This window comes from Virgibacillus sp. M23, assembly GCF_034190895.1.
Lineage (GTDB): Bacteria > Bacillota > Bacilli > Bacillales > Amphibacillaceae > Virgibacillus > Virgibacillus salarius.
The window spans coordinates 85,474-103,635 of record NZ_JAWDHA010000008.1 but is presented as its reverse complement, the minus strand read 5'-3'; the positions used below and the strand labels follow the sequence as shown (position 1 = coordinate 103,635).

General features: G+C 34.1%; 17 protein-coding genes and 1 riboswitch. Of the genes, 6 read left to right on the top strand and 11 right to left on the bottom strand.

The genetic code is table 11. The features are described 5' to 3' along the window. Nucleotides 1-233: 233 nt before the first annotated feature. The 4 genes from RVS70_RS05150 (at nt 234) to guaA (ending at nt 6,643) form a co-directional block, all read left to right on the top strand. Complete coding sequence (locus RVS70_RS05150; protein ID WP_321132595.1) at nt 234-1,193, top strand: MoxR family ATPase; 960 nt, start codon at nt 234-236, stop codon at nt 1,191-1,193. Further along, nucleotides 1,193-2,458 (top strand): DUF58 domain-containing protein, encoded by a 1,266-nt coding sequence (locus RVS70_RS05145; protein ID WP_321132594.1) that lies wholly within the window; start codon nt 1,193-1,195, stop codon nt 2,456-2,458. Before RVS70_RS05150 ends, RVS70_RS05145 begins: the two co-directional genes overlap by 1 nt. Further along, nucleotides 2,455-4,635, top strand: coding sequence for a DUF3488 and DUF4129 domain-containing transglutaminase family protein (locus tag RVS70_RS05140; protein ID WP_205389605.1), 2,181 nt, complete (start codon nt 2,455-2,457; stop codon nt 4,633-4,635). The genes RVS70_RS05145 and RVS70_RS05140 overlap by 4 nt, the downstream gene beginning before the upstream one ends. 39 nt (nt 4,636-4,674) lie before the next feature. Continuing rightward, a riboswitch (purine riboswitch) is annotated at nt 4,675-4,776 on the top strand. A gap of 331 nt (nt 4,777-5,107) precedes the next feature. Further along, complete coding sequence (gene guaA, locus RVS70_RS05135) at nt 5,108-6,643, top strand: glutamine-hydrolyzing GMP synthase (RefSeq protein WP_321132593.1); 1,536 nt, start codon at nt 5,108-5,110, stop codon at nt 6,641-6,643. 450 nt (nt 6,644-7,093) lie between these two features. Here the strand turns inward: guaA and RVS70_RS05130 are convergent, their stop codons facing one another. The 10 genes from RVS70_RS05130 to RVS70_RS05085 all read right to left on the bottom strand — a co-directional run bounded on the left by RVS70_RS05130 (nt 7,094) and on the right by RVS70_RS05085 (nt 14,918). Beyond that, nucleotides 7,094-7,237, bottom strand: a complete 144-nt coding sequence (locus RVS70_RS05130; protein WP_321132592.1) for a hypothetical protein — start codon at nt 7,235-7,237, stop codon at nt 7,094-7,096. A 24-nt stretch (nt 7,238-7,261) separates the two neighbouring features. Continuing rightward, the gene (locus RVS70_RS05125; RefSeq protein WP_321132591.1) at nt 7,262-8,320 is read right to left on the bottom strand and encodes a methyltransferase domain-containing protein; all 1,059 of its coding nucleotides are present in this window, start codon (nt 8,318-8,320) and stop codon (nt 7,262-7,264) included. Between the two features lie 18 nt (nt 8,321-8,338). Continuing rightward, nucleotides 8,339-9,223 (bottom strand): permease, encoded by an 885-nt coding sequence (locus RVS70_RS05120; protein ID WP_026679871.1) that lies wholly within the window; start codon nt 9,221-9,223, stop codon nt 8,339-8,341. An 89-nt stretch (nt 9,224-9,312) separates the two neighbouring features. After that, complete coding sequence (locus tag RVS70_RS05115; RefSeq protein ID WP_321132590.1) at nt 9,313-9,633, bottom strand: metalloregulator ArsR/SmtB family transcription factor; 321 nt, start codon at nt 9,631-9,633, stop codon at nt 9,313-9,315. 569 nt (nt 9,634-10,202) lie between these two features. After that, nucleotides 10,203-11,594, bottom strand: coding sequence for an MFS transporter (locus RVS70_RS05110; RefSeq protein ID WP_321132589.1), 1,392 nt, complete (start codon nt 11,592-11,594; stop codon nt 10,203-10,205). A gap of 12 nt (nt 11,595-11,606) precedes the next feature. Further along, nucleotides 11,607-12,383, bottom strand: coding sequence for an ABC transporter ATP-binding protein (locus RVS70_RS05105; RefSeq protein WP_321132588.1), 777 nt, complete (start codon nt 12,381-12,383; stop codon nt 11,607-11,609). 1 nt (nt 12,384) lies between these two features. Continuing rightward, nucleotides 12,385-13,416 (bottom strand): iron ABC transporter permease, encoded by a 1,032-nt coding sequence (locus tag RVS70_RS05100; protein ID WP_321132587.1) that lies wholly within the window; start codon nt 13,414-13,416, stop codon nt 12,385-12,387. Then, complete coding sequence (locus RVS70_RS05095) at nt 13,413-14,414, bottom strand: ABC transporter substrate-binding protein (protein WP_228088892.1); 1,002 nt, start codon at nt 14,412-14,414, stop codon at nt 13,413-13,415. Before RVS70_RS05095 ends, RVS70_RS05100 begins: the two co-directional genes overlap by 4 nt. Before the next feature lie 12 nt (nt 14,415-14,426). Further along, nucleotides 14,427-14,576, bottom strand: a complete 150-nt coding sequence (locus RVS70_RS05090; RefSeq protein ID WP_321132586.1) for a hypothetical protein — start codon at nt 14,574-14,576, stop codon at nt 14,427-14,429. A gap of 135 nt (nt 14,577-14,711) precedes the next feature. Beyond that, nucleotides 14,712-14,918 (bottom strand): hypothetical protein, encoded by a 207-nt coding sequence (locus RVS70_RS05085; RefSeq protein ID WP_321132585.1) that lies wholly within the window; start codon nt 14,916-14,918, stop codon nt 14,712-14,714. A gap of 239 nt (nt 14,919-15,157) precedes the next feature. Here RVS70_RS05085 and RVS70_RS05080 point away from each other — a divergent pair, with 239 nt between their 5' ends. Beyond that, entirely contained in the window at nt 15,158-15,802 is a 645-nt protein-coding gene (locus RVS70_RS05080; RefSeq protein WP_228088895.1) for a TetR/AcrR family transcriptional regulator, read from the top strand. 771 nt (nt 15,803-16,573) lie between these two features. On the opposite strand, the gene RVS70_RS05075 is transcribed toward RVS70_RS05080, so the two are convergent. Next, entirely contained in the window at nt 16,574-17,179 is a 606-nt protein-coding gene (locus RVS70_RS05075) for a hypothetical protein (RefSeq protein ID WP_321132584.1), read from the bottom strand. Nucleotides 17,180-17,744: 565 nt separating this feature from the next. Here RVS70_RS05075 and RVS70_RS05070 point away from each other — a divergent pair. Beyond that, a complete protein-coding gene (locus RVS70_RS05070) occupies nt 17,745-17,948 on the top strand; it encodes a hypothetical protein (RefSeq protein ID WP_321132583.1) in 204 nt (67 codons plus the stop codon). The last annotated feature ends 214 nt before the right edge of the window (nt 17,949-18,162 follow it).

Below are 18,162 nucleotides of genomic sequence, written 5' to 3'. Positions count from 1 at the left end.
ATAGACTAGTTAATCTCAACTTTTAGATGTAAATATTATAAATGTGCTTTAGCAAAATTTCGCCCAATTCTTTTTAAGTCATGACAAAGGGACTAGCACTAGCAAGATATGCATGATAGTAAAGAGATAAAGGGATGGATAGTAAAGGGAATTTGCATAAAATAGGTATAAATTGAACTGAAAGAATATTTAAATTACATGAAAACAACAGTTTGGCAGAGAGGGGTAAGGGTATGCAGGGTACGGCAGTATATAATGTAAAGATTGAAAAGGTATTAACTAATATAAATAAAGTAATGATTGGTAAAGAGGATGCGGCTGTTCTTAGTTTAGTAGCACTACTAGCTCAAGGACATGTTCTCTTGGAGGATGTACCAGGTGTTGGGAAAACAATGCTCGTAAAGACATTAGCTAAATCATTAGATTGTGATTTTCGTAGAATTCAATTTACACCAGATTTGCTCCCCTCTGATGTCACAGGAGTTTCTATTTATAATCCGAAAACATTAGAGTTCGAATTTCGTGGCGGACCTATTTTGGGCAATATTATCTTAGCTGATGAAATTAATCGTACTTCCCCTAAGACACAATCTTCCCTCCTAGAATCAATGGAAGAAAAAAATGTTACCGTAGATGGAAAAACGATTGCTCTAGCTAGTCCATTCTTTGTAATGGCAACACAGAATCCAATTGAGTATGAAGGCACGTATCCACTTCCAGAAGCACAATTAGACCGATTTATTTTAAAATTAAAGATGGGTTATCCAACGTTTGGAGAGGAGCTTGAAATGCTAGAACGGAATGCTCGTGAACAACCCATTGAATCTATTGAAGCTGTACTTACTAGAGAAGAGTTAAAAGGGATACAAGAAGAAGTAGCAAATGTTTATGTGGACAAAAATGTCCAGCACTATATTATCAATTTAATTTCTAGTACACGATCTAACCCGTCTATTTATTTAGGAGTTAGTCCAAGAGGATCCATCGCCCTAATGAAAGCAGCAAAAGCATATGCATATATTATGGAGCGTGATTACGTATTACCTGATGATGTTAAATTTCTTGCTTCATATGTTTTAGCACACCGAATTATATTAACCTCAGAGGCGAAATATGATGGCGTAACAGCTGATGATATCATTTCATCCATTGTTAAAAGTACTCATGTACCTATTCGGAAGGAATTTAGTTAATGAACGCTCATGTGCGAATGATACTAAATGGGCTGTTTGTTGTCTTTTTATTCCTATTATTATTCTCTTATGCAATGTTTCAGGGTGGATTCGTAAGTTGGTTCTTATTCTTTGGATTTATTCCGATTTTTTGTTATCAGATAGGGTTTCTATTACATCCCATAAAAAATTGGAAGATGACAAGGAAGTTTTCTAGGTCGGTTGTTGGGGCAGGTGAGAGTGTGTCCGTGACCATAACGATTCGTAGGAAATTGGCTTTCCCTTTGTACTATTGCATATGTGAAGAAGTGATTCCAAGTTCGTTACGAAAATTGGATAACAAAAATGACAAGTATCGGTATATGGATAATCCTGATAAGCTAACTATTAGTCGTACTTTAAAAAAAGTCATTTTTCCTGCATTTAGACGGGAGTTTAGTTTTACTTATCAATTGGAGCATGTCCCTAGAGGTGAGCATTATTTAAATGCTGTTCGCATACGTACTGGTGATTTCTTTGGTCTCGTAAAAAAGGAGCATGTGTTTCAACTTGCTGATGTATTAGTAGTGTACCCAAATGCTCGTCCAATGGTATTTAAAGAACAGATAATTAGCTTTGAGCAAGGCGCGACTACTTCTTCCGCGCTACAATTAAATAACACAAATGTGGCAACAGGAATACGAGAATACATGCCTGGAGATCGATTTTCGTGGATTGATTGGAAGCAGACAGCTAGGAAGAACACGGTTATGACAAAGGAATTTGAACAAGAGAAGAGTACGGATATCTTACTAGTATTAGATGGCTGCTCCGATGAGCATCTTAATGATGTTACGTTTGAGGGAATGGTAGAAGTCACCTTTTCTTTAATGGAACATGTGAAAAAGCAATCTACTCAAATAGGCTTGTTAACAGTAGGAGCTAGTACAGTATATTTTCCGATACATCATGACCCATTAAAATCAGATATGGTAAGACAGCATCTTACTAGAATGAAGCCTGGTGGCAATCAATCCTTTTCGCTACAGATGCAGCGTGAACGAATGAAGATAGCTAGTGGGAGCGTAATTTTAATTATTACTAGCCATATTGATAATAACTTTAATGAAATGGTTAAAAAAGTAAACCAGCGTTCAAAGCGAGTCATTGTTTTGCTCATTCAATCGCCGAAAGAAATGTCTCTTAATCAGCATTATATTCATCAACTACAGTTTGAAGGTATTCGTATTCATGTATTGTCACAACAACAGTTGATGAAAAATCCAATAGAGGTGAAAGGAAAATGATGAATCAGGAACAACGTAATTCGATATTTTACACCTCTATTTTGTATATTTGTGGCTTCATGCTATTTCTAGAATGGTTATACCCTTTGCAGGAAATAACAGATACAAATAATATCATGATATTTATACTTTATGGTATCTTTTGTTTTAGTCTTTCCTTATTTCAAATAAAATGGTGGATTTCATTTATATTGAAGGGTACTGCTTTATTTATTATTATTGACAGCTTGTTTCTAGATCCGACTTTTTTAAGCCCGATGTGGTTTGAACAGTTATTTCTTGATATCTCATATAATGTACAAGCGTTATTTGCGCAAACCTGGTACGATTTGACGCCACTTTTTAGAAGTGTTCTCTTTCTTCTATTAATTTGGCTAATGAGCTACCTGCTACATTACTGGTTTGTAGTGATGAAACGAATACTGCTATTTGTTTTATTAACATTTATTTACTTAACGATATTAGACACCTTCACAGCCTATAATGGCGGATTTGCTATATTTAGAACCTTCATTGTTGCCTTTATTGCGTTAGGTATTGCTAATTTTATGAAGGAGTTGGATCGAGAATCCATTCCATTTACTTGGGTGAAGAAATCGCCTGATTGGATATTGCCATTAATCTTAACCGTATTATTTTCTTCTGTTGTAGGATTCGCTGCACCAAAGTTTGATCCACAATGGCCGGACCCTGTACCATTTATTACAAGCACTGCAGAGAATGCTGGTAGCTCTGGAAATAATTCGCTCATCCAAAAAGTTGGTTATGGCGAAGATGATTCACGTTTGGGTGGATCATTTGTCCAGGATTATACACCGGTTTTTCAAGCAACGGCAGAGCAAAATCATTACTGGCGAATCGAGACAAAGGATGTTTATACGGGAAAAGGGTGGGAGTTTTCTGGTAGTCCACACTATATACCATTTGAAAAGATACCACCAATGTACGATGATTCGGTAGATTCTCAGAAGTTGCAGGCAACTGTCAAGTTTCTTGGTAATCATTCGTTTGATAAATTATTACAGCCATATGGTTTTAAAGAACTCGATCCAAAAATTGCAGAGGCTTTTGTGGACGCACGTTCCGAAGCCATTCAGCTACGTAATGATGATTATGAGCTGATGGATAACATGGAAACCTATACGATTAATTATGATTATCCAACATTTGATATTACCGCATTACGAGAAGCTTCCGGTCAAGCTGATCCTTATGATTCATATTTACAGCTCCCTGATAGCCTTCCGGAACGGGTTGGCGAACTAGCGCAAGAAATTACTGCAGATAAAGAGAATCGTTATGATAAGGCAAAGGCAATTGAACAGTATTTCTCCAGTAATGGATTTACCTATCAAACGACAGAAGTTCCTGTTCCGGAGAAACACCAAGATTATGTTGATCAATTTTTATTTGAATCGCAAGCAGGCTATTGCGATAATTTTTCTACATCGATGGTAGTGCTTCTGCGAACGCTTGATATCCCAGCGAGGTGGGCAAAGGGCTTTACTGGCGGAGAATTAATTGATAAACAGTCAGGAAATAATTTATACGAAGTGACGAATGCAAATGCACATTCATGGGTAGAGGTGTATTTCCCAGAAATAGGTTGGGTGCCTTTTGAGCCGACCCAAGGATTTTCTAACCTAGCGGATTTTCAAACGTCTATTGATAATACTGGTATGCAAACAGATGATGAACAGGAACAGCAGCAACAAGAGGAGCAGGAGCTGCCTGAACAAGAAGAGCAAGCAAAGGAGCAGCCAGAGGTAGAACCTGCAGGAGCTTCACCAGAAGAAATTAAGGTTTCGATGAGGTGGGAATATATTATTATTCCAATTATTTTGGTTGTGATTATGGTGTATATTGGATATCGTACTAGATACCATTGGCAAACTTGGTTCTTAAAGCGAAAAGTATCAAGTAATTGGAATGCAAGGAACTATCAAATTGCCTATCATTATTTATTAAAATTATTAGCACATAATGGAAATGGCAAACTTCCAGATGAAACCTTACGAGAATATGCAATGAAAATCGATCGTAAATATGAAACAAATGAAATGCGTAAGCTGACCTATCATTATGAAGAATTGCTCTATCGAGAACAAAACGAGCAAGCTCCTAAACAAGAACTTGCGCAATTATGGAAAAATTTAATCAAACGGATATTGGCTTGACCTCCGTCATGATGGTTAGTAGAATAGGAACATAATTATAGTAATATCAATATCGCCGTTCGTATATCCTCGATAATATGGTTCGAAAGTTTCTACCGGAGCGCCGTAAATGCTCTGACTATGAAGGCAGAAGATCGGAATAATGTATATTTCTGGATTTCTGTCTTTTTGCAGATAAGGGATAGTAGTTATTAAAAGCTATCCTTTTCCGCTATTTGTAGCTGTGCGCCTCTACGTAGTATCGAATCGGATACAGCGTACAAAGCTAGCTACTGGTAGTTTTTATTTGCATGGGGTAGGAATCCAGTTTTCATTATATGGTAAAAATGTATATTTTTGCACATGGGTGTAGGCAAAGTTATAGAATAGCCTTAAAAGCTTCTTTCACTTTTTTATATTCATGTATTCCATCATAAAATCAGGAGACAACTAGTAGGCGAGCGGAGAAAAAATATAGATAGGAGCTATGCACATGGACAACAGCGAAATGATTTTAGTATTGGATTTTGGCAGTCAATATAATCAGCTCATTACTAGACGAATTAGAGAGTTAGGCGTATATAGTGAATTACATTCACATAAGCTTACAGCGGCAGAAATTAAGGAAATGAACCCGAAAGGAATTATTCTTTCTGGGGGACCGCATAGTGTGTATGATGAAAACAGTTTCCGATGTGATCCGGAATTATTTGAATTAGATATTCCTATCTTAGGAATTTGCTATGGAATGCAGCTAATGGCTCTACACTTTGGTGGTCAAGTGGAAAAGGCAGTTAATCGTGAGTATGGAAAAGCACTTATCGACTTAAATGGCGACCCTATTTTATTTAAAGATTCACCAAAACAACAAACAGTTTGGATGAGTCATGGAGATAAAGTCAAGCAAGTGCCTGAGCAATTCACTGTTGATGCAACGAGTTCTTCTACACCAATTGCAGCAATGAGTCATCCAGAGAAGGCATTATATGGTGTTCAGTATCATCCGGAGGTACGCCATTCTGAATACGGCAATCATTTACTAAAGCAGTTTGTTTTTGATGTGTGTCAAAGTACAGGCGACTGGACAATTGAAAACTTTATTGAAATGGAAGTAGAAAAAATCCAAGAAATAGTTGGAGATCGCAATGTCTTATGTGCGTTAAGTGGTGGGGTTGATTCATCAGTCGTAGCTGCTTTAATTCACAAAGCAATTGGTGACCAGCTGACGTGTATTTTTGTAGATCATGGTCTACTTCGAAAAAATGAAGCGGATGATGTGATGAAAGTATTTGCTGATGATTTTCATATGAATATTATTAAAGTGGATGCGAAAGATCGATTCCTATCGAAGCTTGAGGGTGTAGATGACCCTGAAAAGAAACGTAAAATTATTGGTAATGAATTCATCTATGTATTTGATGATGAAGCCGCCAAGTTAAAGGATATGGACTTCCTTGCTCAAGGTACGCTTTATACAGATATTATAGAAAGTGGTACGGAAACCGCACAAACGATTAAATCACACCATAATGTTGGTGGATTACCAGAAAATATGCAATTCGAACTAATTGAGCCATTAAATACATTATTTAAAGACGAAGTTAGAGAACTAGGCTCTCAACTGGGAATTCCTGATCGTATTATTTGGCGTCAGCCTTTCCCAGGACCTGGATTAGCTATCCGTGTTTTAGGAGCGATTACAGAAGAAAAGCTAGAAATCGTCCGTGAATCAGATGCCATTCTACGAGAAGAAATTGCTAAAGCTGGATTAGATCGTGATATTTGGCAATATTTCACTGTCCTTCCTAACATCCGTAGTGTAGGTGTTATGGGTGACGCAAGAACGTATGACTACACTATTGGTATTCGTGCTGTAACCTCAATAGATGGTATGACATCTGATTGGGCACGTATTCCTTGGGACGTTCTAGAGAAAGTTTCAACAAGACTGGTTAATGATGTCCAGCACATTAATCGCGTTGTGTATGATATTACTTCTAAGCCACCAGCTACGATAGAGTGGGAATAATTGTAGGAGAGCTAGAAACCTTTGTCTAACAAGGGTTTTTGGCTCTTTATATTTTATGGCACACTTTGAAAAGTGGTATTTAACTATTGGTTAAGGAAACACTTCATTTCTAAGTGAGAGATTTAACAGCCCGATTGGTTCAAAGACCTTTAGGTCATGCCCTTGTGGTACTAACATACAGTGGGGGATGGAAAAACTCACTGAATGAAGTTTCATTTTATACTTAAACACCTATAGCAATTAAGGGAGTCATGAAAATTTCATGAGTTCCCAAATGGTTTATTGAAATTAGTCCAAAGTCCTGCTATTTGATATTTGCTCGAACCTACCCAGCTACTTAAATGGTCATTTCCAGTATTCCTTATTTAGGATTAGGTATGCATGTTATATTAGAACATTTCCATAATGTGGAAAAAAGAAGCATAAAATTATGCTTCCTTGAATTACTAATTAGCAACAATTATTATTATTTTGCTCTTTTTTAGCTTCTGATTCATGCTCGTTTTCTTTACTGTCTTCAATTTGCACAGAGCAACATTCTTGTTGTTTCGGCTTTAATTTAGAGATTGCTTTTTTAAAGCTGCTTTTTTCCAATCTTATCACCTCCTTCTAAAGAGATTAACAATTACAAGTGGATGCACAACATTCATCATCATTGCTGAGGTGGTGTTCATCTCCATCTATAAAATCAAAAAGTTGTGAGAATGGTTCCTTTTTCAATATATTAAAGGTTTTTTCACATACATAAGTTCTTTCACCTCTTTGATAAATGTGATCATCGTCATCTTCGATATGTTTAAATGGCCCTTTATAAATGACAGATTGCCCCTTATCAAGACAAGCTCCGTCTTTTCCTTTGTATGCTGTAACTGTCATGCTTCTAAAATCTATGTCTTTAATTGTTGTCCATGTTTCCATGCGTTTATCAATGGTAATACCATAAAACCCTGCATTTTCGAATGCAGTTATAAATTTCTTCTCTTCCATTGCTCCCGAATAGCAAGCACTCCATAGATTTTCATCATCTCTCAATTCCTGTGGAACTTCCGTATTTGAAACAATATCCGATATGACAGCTTTGCCACCTTTCTTTAAAACTCTATATATTTCATTAAATAATTGCTCTTTTTCTTTAGTTGAAACAAGGTTTAACACACAATTGGAAATAACAACATCTATGCTATTATCTTTAATCATTGGAAAGCTTTCTTCTAAATGTAAGATGTAATCGTTAATTGAATTAAAATCAGTTAGACTAGCTACTGGATTTTCTTTTATATACTCATCTACCTTATTTAAGTCTAATTTCAAGTTTTGAATCTTCCCTTTATGAAAAGTGACGTTGTCATAACCTAAAGTTTCAATTATTTCCCGTTGATACTTTTTAGCAAGGGAAAGCATATCATCATTCATATCTACACCAATGACTTTTCCGGTTTCCCCAACAATTTGAGATACGATATAAGGAACTTTTCCACCCCCACTACCTAAATCTAAAACGGTGTCTCCTTCTTTAATTTTCCCTAAAGGATCTCCACAACCATAATCTCTTTCTATGATTTCCTCTGGTATAATCTTGAGGTACTTTGTATCGTATTCTACAGGACAGCAAAGGTTTTGTTCATGATTAATAGCAGCATTACCATAGCGCTTTATAACTGAAAATTCCATACTCATATAATGATCACCTCTCCTTTAAAAAATTAGATTTACGATGAGACCAGTTGCCATAGCTACAATTAAAATAGCTGCTATAAATGCAACTAATAGTTTCTTTTTAAATAACTTAGATAATAAGGCAACTTCTGGGATGCTAGCCCCTGCTCCTCCAATAACTAAAGCAATAACTGTACCCATTGACATTCCTTTTGAAACAAGAGCTTCTGCTATAGGTAACATCGTTTCTGGTCTGATATACATTGGTATGCCAATAAGCGAGGCGATGAAAACAGAGAAAATGCCGTCACCACTTGCATACTTCGTAATGAACTCAGTTGGTATGAACCCATAAATAAAGGCACCTATGAAAACACCAATGAATAGATAAGGAAGCATTGGGTAAAGAAATGCCCATGCGTCATTTAATGCTTGCTTTATTCTAGATCCTTGTTTATTACTAAAGAACCCATCACCTTTTACTGTTACTCCTTTATATGAATCTAATAAATGTAATTTTGAAAATATAAATCCAGTTAATATGCTAAAAATACTTAGAACAACAATATACACAATTGTGATTTGCCATCCTATAAGAGCCCATAACATAAATACAACTACTGGATTCATTAAAGGGGACGCGATAAGGAAACTCATAGCAGGCCCAAATGGAACGCTTGCATTTAATAATCCTGCCAAAATAGGTATCGTTGAACATGAACAAAATGGTGTTATTGCACCAAAGAATGTTCCTAACACATAATTAACGGCATTGTTTGGACGATTTAATAATCTTTTTATTTTTTCTTCTGATACTACTTGTTGGATTAAACTAACAATAAAACTGACAGCTATAAACAACGCAAGCAATTCAAAGAATAGCATGAAAAATGTTTGGATAAACTCTAAAATTGTATCTGACATTCGTATAACTCCTCACTTTTATAAATCAAATAATTTTGATTAATAAATCAATAAAATTTGATTTATTAAGTAGATAAGTAAGACACTTGTTAAAAGATCTTACAACAAGTATCTTCGGTTAAAACAAGCTGTATTTGTTCTTCATTAATTCTATAATAATTCCATGTTCCATGCTTTTCTGAAATCAGTATATTGGCATTTACTAATTTTTTTAGGTGATAAGAAAGTTTAGATTGTTTTAAATCTAATTTTTCTTCTAAATCACAAACACATAAGTTTTTATGAGGACTTTTATTAATTTCGTTTAAAATCTTAAGTCTTATTTTATCAGCTAAGGCGTTAAACATATTCTCATAAAAGTCGAGAGTTTCATCATTGCTTAATTCTTTTACATTTTTAATTCGTTCCATATTTTTCACCTCGCTTATAAATCAATTTTTTTTGATGTATAAAATATAAATTAAACTTACAAATTTGTCAATACTTAATCCTTAAAGTATTACTAAAGCTAGTACAAGATTAGCTTTAGGAGGGGAGGTTAGAGATGAAAAGACAAGAGTTAACGAAAATTATAGATTATAAATTATACTTTACATCCAACAGCAAGTAAGTCAGACATGGAGAGCTTTTTGCAACCAAACGGTTAATGGGACATCAGTTGTAATTTGGAGAGCAGCATTTCCATGGAAGCTTTAAATGTATACGGTACGTTATTGAGGATTTACGCTATGAGAATATACCAAGACCTGTAATTGAGAAAGATGATGAAGTCATCATTCAAGTAAGTTAACGGGGAAGAGCTAGGGAGTGAAAAAGGGCTATAAACCTTTGTTTTATAAAGCTTTATAGCTTTTTATTAGTAAATGTATAGAGCAATAATAGATCTTTCTAAATTCTCTTGTTACTTAAATATGCGTTTTTTTGTCCAATTTAATAGGAGGTAGGTTAATATACTTAGTTAATAAGGATTTGTATTTCATTAACAGTTTTGTTGTGTATGTAACGTTTTTTGATAATAATAAAACAATGCGGCGGCTATAAGTGAAGCTATCGAAATACTTATTAAGCACATTAAAAATGCAGTGCTCGGTAACATAAAGCTTGAAAATAAAATACTGATAAAAGCTACCGCAAAAGAATTAGCTAAGTACATAGCAGTATTAAAAATACCAGAAGCAACGCCAACAATTTTGAGAGGTAAGCCATTTAAAATAATACTTGCTAAAGGTGTAGTAGCTAAACCAAGACTTAAACCATAAATAAAGAGTATTATAATAACTAATGCATCTTGCAGTGTCCAAGCAAAATACAAGAGTATCGCTAAGCTCGCAATACAAATGCTCATGATTAATGCTCCATAGCACAAAATTAAATCACGTAAAAATTGTGTAATTCGAGCAGCTAATAATGAACTAATGAAAAATCCTAGTCCAATCGGTAAATAAATGATGCTAGTTGCTTTAGCATCATAGCCTAAAAAGTTTTGTGCATAGTAGCTTAAAATAAAGAACAATGCAAACATACTTAAATAAATATTAACTAACGAAATAATCCCCAAGCTAAAGCGTTTATTTGTGAATATGTTTAAATCTATTAAAGGGTGTTTTTGTTTTTTCTCTACTTTAATAAATAATAGTGTACTCATAATAGTTAAAATTAAGATGGAAATCGTAAGAATACTAAAACCATGGTTTTGACTATTTGTTAAGGTTGCAATTGCTAATAAAATACTGCTCATTAATAAAGCTGTTCCTATCCAATCAATTTTAACCTTTAACATATGCGAATCTTTAGGAATTAAAGGTAGAAGTACTAACACTAAAATACCAAAAGGGATATTCAGAAAGAAAACATTACGCCAAGTTAATCCCCATAAATTCCAGTCAATAATTAATCCACCTAAAATTAGACCAAAAGCAAATGCGATACCTATAACAGCACCATACAAACTAAAGGCTACTTTTTGTTCGTGTGATGGAAATATCACTTGTATAATCGCTAGTATTTGTGGCTGAATAATGGCAGCGGCAATGCCTTGAACTAAACGCATACCAATTAAAAGAGTAGTAATGGATGTAAGCCCACCAATTAATGATGAAAGGATAAATAAAGCCACTCCAAACCATAAGGTTTTTCGTCTGCCATACATATCCCCGAGCTTACCACCGACAATTAACAGCACAGCTAAGCCAATGGCATAGCAAGAAAATAAAATCTGTGCAGTTGTAAAAGATAAATGTAAATCGATTTGGATACTCGGTAATGCAATTTGCAGCATGTAATTGTTCAATGAAATTAATAAGGTTGGTAATAATACGATACCCAGTGCCCACCAGCGATATTTATAATATGTATCTTGCGTTGCAGACATCAAAAAACTCCTTTATTCGTCACCTAACATCGGAAAATATGAAATTATAAGTTGGTTTGTGACGGAATTTGTGGAAATATGACAATTTACGCCATACACTTCTTTAATTAATGTAGTTGTTAAAATATCTTTGGGTTTTCCTTGTGCATAAATGCGTCCATCTTTTAAAACATAAAGATAATCGCAATACATTGAAGCGATTGACAAATCATGTAATGCAGCTAAAGTACCTACTTTTAAAGACTTTACTACACTTAAAATTTGAATTTGATATTTAATATCTAAATGGTTTGTTGGTTCATCTAATACTAAGAAGTTTGGCTCTTGTACTAACGCGCGTGCTAATACGACACGTTGTTGTTCACCTCCTGATAAAAGCGTGAACATTTGCTCTTGTTTATGAAGCAAGTTTACTTTTTCTAATGCAGCATGAATTAATGTTCTGTCGTGTGCATTGTCATTCTCCATAAATTTTTTATGAGGTGTACGCCCCATTGCTACCATTTCATAAACAGTAAAATCAAAAGAAGTAGTATTAAATTGCCCAACAACCGCCAGATGTGTTGCGAGTTTTTTTGGTGTGATTTCTAAAACATTAAGGTCATCTAACATGACAGTTCCAGCTTGTGGCTTATTTACTTTATAAATACTTTTTAATAAAGTTGATTTTCCACAGCCATTCGGTCCTAAAATACCGACAAATTGTCCTTCATTTACCTGTAGTGAAATATCTTCAATAATTTTTATTTTATCTACCATAAAAGAAATGTTTTCGGCATGTAATTTCACTTTAATCTCCCCCAAAACCATATTTCTTTTTTATTAACATGTGCATAAATACAGGTGCACCTAAAATCGCTGTTACAATACCTATTGGCAATTCGCTGTTTGTGATAATAATACGTGCTAGTAAATCAGCCCACATTAAAAATATGCCGCCAACGAGTAAAACCATAGGTACTAAAAAGCGATGATTTGCGCCTGAAAAAATTCGTACTAAGTGAGGAATAATTAAACCAACAAATCCGATAATGCCGCATTTTGCCACAATAATTGCGGTTAAAATGGCAGAGATAACTAGGTACACTTTGCGCAAAACATGAAGGTTGATTCCTAAAGTCATTGCAGCTTCTTTGCCCATAAGCATGGCGTTCATTACACGCCATTGTGAGATGAAGAAAATAGAAATTACCACAATAAAAATTGTGATGAGTGGTAGGTCAGCCCATTTAGCTGAAGCAAGACTACCCATTGTCCAAAAAGTAATGGAACGAACCCCTTCTGCATCTTTTGCAAAATAGATAAATAGATTAGAAATTGCTGTGAATAGTGCATTGACAATTGTACCTGCCAAAATTAATTTCACTACCGACATTTTTTGTCCGATATTAGCTAGAAATAAACCGACAACAGTAGCTAGTAGTGCGCCGAGAAACGCCCAAACAAGTAAACTAATGGAATCAAAGAAATTGCCCAGCGTGTGACTAATTACAATTGAAAAAGTAGCACCTAATAACGCACCAGATGAAATACCTAAAATATAAGGGTCAGCTAAAGGGTTTTGCACAGAGGCTTGCATAACAGTACCACACAATGCTAAGCCAGCCCCGACTAATAAAGCTAATAATGTTCGAGGAATACGAATATCCCAAATGATGTCATAAAATAAATTTTTTTCTTGAGTTGTAAATGAAGAAAAAATGGTTTCAATTGTTGTGCTTACTGGAATCGTAACCTGTCCAATTGCAATGGACAGAACGATGGTACAAAAAGTAGTCAACAATAAAAGAAAAATTGTTAAAGTGAAATGTTTTTGTATCATAATTCAGCACCCGAAAATTGCGTAGGTTGAATAAATTTAGCCACATCTTCATATAATTTTGCGATTTCAGGACTTCCATTTACTGCATTAGTATAGTCCACAACTAAAACATCATTGTTTTTGATAGCATTTACATTTTTCAATTGTTTATCTCCTAAAAGGGCATGCAATGTTTTTTCTTCATTTTGCTTTTGGAATTGTGTCAAGATAATTTTGTCTGGGTTTTCCGCAATAATAGCTTCAGCAGACAACTCGATATACGGTTGATCGGACATATTTACAAACTCACCATTCGCAAGCTCAATCATTTCATCTACCATGCACCAATCGGGTGAGTAGTAAAAATATTTATTACGTACATGACTGATAAAAAGCACTTTAGGTTTTTCTTGTGAGTGGTCGATCGTACCAGCTATTTTTTGAATACGTGATTCCTGTTTATTGATATATTCATTTGTTTGATCTTCAATATTAAAAACACGTCCAAAATTTTTAATTTCATCAAAATAAGTTTCTTTACTACGTCCCACATTGAAATTAACTGCCGTTAAAGTAGGAATGTCTCGCTCATTCCAAGAAGGAATTGAACCAATCATATCCTCACGAAAAGCAGAAGCAACAGAAAGAATTAAATCCGGCTTTAAGGCAATAATCGATTCCTTTGATGGCCACATCTCACTTAATAAAGGCATCCTTTTAATTTCTTCTTGGTAACTTGTATTTGTTTGATCGTCATACCCAAAGCCAACAACTTTATCTTGTAAGCCAAATTTCACCATTAACTCCGCCATTGCAGAGCCAATAACTAAAACACGTTCAGGCTCATTTTTGATTGTTTGCTGTAGCACATCACCTTCATAATTAAAAACATCATAATTCAATGGGTAATGTGAATTCATTGCTTGAGGCTTTTCTTCCTTCGTTTCATTTGAGGTGTTACAGCCTAGAAGTAAAAATAATAAACTGATGAATAAACTACTTATTATGATATTTTTCATTTTATTTGCCTCCTATTGAAATAACTCTAGGTGAATAAATTTCGCTACATCTTCATATAAATCTCCTAATTCTAAGCCATCATTAATAGCACTTGTATATTCCTCCTCTAAAATTTCTTTATCTTTAATCGCATCGATTTTCGCTAAGCGTTTATCAGCCAAAAATTCGTTTTTCGTGATCTCTCAGTTTGGTTGCTGAAATTCTTTTGTCTGGGTTTGCTGCTCAAATAGCTTCTGTTGATAGTTCCATATAATCTTCATCAGACATTTCCATAAAGGTTGCATTGAAACCTTCTATCATTCGTCAATAATGGCCCATTTGGGGGCATAGTAAAAATAGGTGCCTTTTGATACGCCAATAACTAAAACAGATGGCTTATGTTCTGCTTTTTTGGTTATAACTTGTACCTTTTGCATACGCTGTTGTTGCTCAAGAATAAAGGCATCTGTCGTACTTGCTTTGTTAAATACAATTTTGTGGTGTCTTTTTGATTGCTTGTTCAATATTTTCCCCTTCGTATGTGTAGCTATCTACGTTGATCGGATCATTATTTTGACTTTGTGTAACAGCTTCTTTATTTAAAACCTGTTTTGTAGTATCAGTTGCACTACAACCTGTTAATACGAATAAAATTTTTTAGTATATTAAAACCTTTTTGACTGACAACCAGTCGAATTTATTTTTACAAGCGTTTGACTACCTTTATACTGAGTGTTTAAATAAAGGAATGGGGGTGATGCTCTTGGCAAGAATCACAAAGAGTACAATAGAGCGCCGCAACGAAATATTAGATATGGCTGAAAAATTATTTAGTGAAAAAGGCTATGATAAAACATCAACTACAGATATAACGAAAGGTTTAGGAGTTGCTCAAGGAACACTTTATTATCACTTTGCATCAAAAGAAATATTAGCCCAAGAATTAGTGAATCGACAGTTACAGATTTTACATAAACATTTTCGTGATGTGTTGCTACGCACAGATTTAACTGCTTATGAAAAATTAGCGTGGATTTTCATTTATGAATTAGACGATCCACTTAACCATGTTGAAATCTTTAGCTATTTACGTAATGACCATAACTCGCTGTTGCGTCAAATAGTGTATGTGCAAACAATATGCCAATTCTCACCAATGGTTACTGAAATGATTTTACAAGGTAATCAAGAAGGGATTTTCAAAGTCGAAACTCCCGCACTTATAGCAGAATTCTTCCTATCTACTATTCATCACTGGGTTGATTCATCCTTATTTAGTTGGACAAATAAGGAGAAGATTGCTCGTATTACGGCGTTGCAATCTACTTTTGAACATTTATTCGGATTGGAGAAAAATCAACTCGATTTAAACATGATGCGTAAAGTTGTAGCTGAAAAAATACTGTAGACAACACAGCTTAAATGATAATCATTATCAATTAAGCTGTGTTTATTATATTTCATGACTGACAACCTGTCAAATTTATTTTTTATAGTACCAACTTAATAACAATGGCATATAGTTGCTAAATTGCTTACATTCCGTTACTATAAATTACCTTGTAAAAGGAACTATCACATGTTTTTAGATGAATTTTTCAATTATAGTTGGCGTGGTTTTATGTTATGGATACAGTTATAAATAGAGCTACACAGTTATCTAATATCGGTGATTTAGTAGCGACCACGAAATATATAAAGATAGACAAGATGTCCTCATCGAAGATATAGAAATGATAATCTAGAAGTGTTGATTCAAGAGAAGGATACAAGAATAAAAGAAGAAGTTGCTTTCCTGAATAGGTGTATGCGCTCAATCTATTACACGGACTAGGAGATACAAGTAAACATTTTTATCTTGTATATATGTTGAAGATTGTCAAGTGGAAATAACCTAAATTATGGATAGATAATAAATTATTTGCTGTCACAGTTGAATAAAGCGTGTTTATTCATTTTATAGGATAGTGTGTTTTTGTTAGCTTGATAGCGATGTGGCAATGCTCCATTACTAGATATTCGTTCGTCTACATCCTAATTTTTCCAAAATCCATTTATTCCAAATATAACTATTATTTATAATGAATACGCATAGCTATCAAGCTAATAACAGAACAGGTAGCCTTAGGAGTAAATTTTAAATCGATGAGTACGTGATGTTACCCGAAAAGAATATTAATTAAAGATAAAATGTCATCCAACAAACTAATACTACAAAGAATATAAAGGTTTCTAGAGTAGTTATAACTGAATTCATCTTAAATATCTGAAATAAACGCATTGGTTTTTTTATTACTACGTTAAGAAGAATGAAAAGGTTTCTTATGATAAATAGACTAAAAACAGTCATTATAGCAGCCATTACAAACTCGTCTTCAATAAAGAAGCCGATAGCTAAAAGTAATATCCATATATGAAATACAACATTAACGATGCTTTCGAAAACATCTCCTAACATCCCATGTATCATCCAATTATCTCTTTCTTGCCACTTATCATTATTCAGCTGTTTATTACTGTAACTTAAATGTCCTACTTGTAATGCCATAGTGATAATTATCATTATCAAAAATAAGTAAACGAAAATTGAACTTAACCAAAAGATTGGGTTATGATTATTAAAACTTAAATATAATGGCAATGGTGTGAAAAAAATAAATACAAAACAAATAATTAAATGAAGAAGTGCAGTTTCTCCATTTTTCTCTAGCTTATTTGCAGTGAAGATTAAAAATAAATATATCAAAATACCTAACCAACCCATAATTATAAATCCTAATCCCATTCAATTCCTCCCTATAGTATTTAAAAAGCTACTCCCTAAGCAAGACATAAAGCATTCAAAGAAGTTAAGTTATGTCCATAAGTTATATGACTTTAAAATGAAACAAAATTATGAATTTTATATATCTAGCTAAAAATGAGTGTACATATTTAGTTAGAATAATAATGTCCCATGGTGAACTTGTATTTAAAAAGTGAGAGCTGTTCTTTTGTGTCATGCAGATAGACTATTAAGAACATAATACCATGCTTTCCAGTTTTCATGTCTGCCTAAGAGAGATATGAAAACTTTTTGGTAGAGAAAACTATTATTTATAACAAGTTTATACAAGTTGGTGACGAACAGTTCATTAAAGTGGTCTATTTTAAGGGAGCTACGCTCTACCTCGACTACCATTATCATAAGGTATAGCGAAAAAAGGCCAACAACCAGTGACTAGCTAGTTTGCTTATTACGAATATGCGCGTTAATGGGGAAATATATATCAACCTAAACTATGAAATGCTACACTTATTGGTAGGGCGCGTGTAAATAAAAGGTTAATCTAAAAAGAGGGGGAATAAATTTGTTTGTCGGTCGTATATTGTACGTATTAGGTATATTATTTGTTTTTGTTAGCGTTATTGTGTTGATTATGATGCTGTTCACTAATAAAGGGAATATGCTAACTCCTGTTTTTACTTTGCTTAATGGTTTTATTGCAATAGGTATTGGTGATGTAGTAATTGATTTAAATTATAAAAAGAGAAGGGATAGGAGTAAAGAATAAGAAATAGTATTCAAATGGGCGTTTTTTTTTAAAAGCAGAGTTTCCCACTCGCTTCTCACGTAAAGGCACTCCGTGAGAAGCTCTTTGATGAAGTAGCTTTTAAATGACCTATTGCGTTCAGTCTTACGGCATCTTAATTTGCCTATCTCGTAAAATATAATCTATCTATCATGTTCATAGCAATAAAATAGGATTAGCTTAGTGTATTCTAAAC

Bases quoted from the DNA above. Each gene is read 5' to 3' on its own strand.
- RVS70_RS05095 (WP_228088892.1), bottom strand. From the start codon at position 14,414: ATGAAAAATATCATAATAAGTAGTTTATTCATCAGTTTATTATTTTTA.
- RVS70_RS05110 (WP_321132589.1), bottom strand. From the start codon at position 11,594: ATGTCTGCAACGCAAGATACATATTATAAATATCGCTGGTGGGCACTG.
- RVS70_RS05120 (WP_026679871.1), bottom strand. From the start codon at position 9,223: ATGTCAGATACAATTTTAGAGTTTATCCAAACATTTTTCATGCTATTC.
- RVS70_RS05150 (WP_321132595.1), top strand. From the start codon at position 234: ATGCAGGGTACGGCAGTATATAATGTAAAGATTGAAAAGGTATTAACT.
- RVS70_RS05140 (WP_205389605.1), top strand. From the start codon at position 2,455: ATGATGAATCAGGAACAACGTAATTCGATATTTTACACCTCTATTTTG.
- RVS70_RS05125 (WP_321132591.1), bottom strand. From the start codon at position 8,320: ATGAGTATGGAATTTTCAGTTATAAAGCGCTATGGTAATGCTGCTATT.
- RVS70_RS05145 (WP_321132594.1), top strand. From the start codon at position 1,193: ATGAACGCTCATGTGCGAATGATACTAAATGGGCTGTTTGTTGTCTTT.
- RVS70_RS05075 (WP_321132584.1), bottom strand. From the start codon at position 17,179: ATGGGATTAGGATTTATAATTATGGGTTGGTTAGGTATTTTGATATAT.
- guaA (WP_321132593.1), top strand. From the start codon at position 5,108: ATGGACAACAGCGAAATGATTTTAGTATTGGATTTTGGCAGTCAATAT.
- RVS70_RS05115 (WP_321132590.1), bottom strand. From the start codon at position 9,633: ATGGAACGAATTAAAAATGTAAAAGAATTAAGCAATGATGAAACTCTC.
- RVS70_RS05100 (WP_321132587.1), bottom strand. From the start codon at position 13,416: ATGATACAAAAACATTTCACTTTAACAATTTTTCTTTTATTGTTGACT.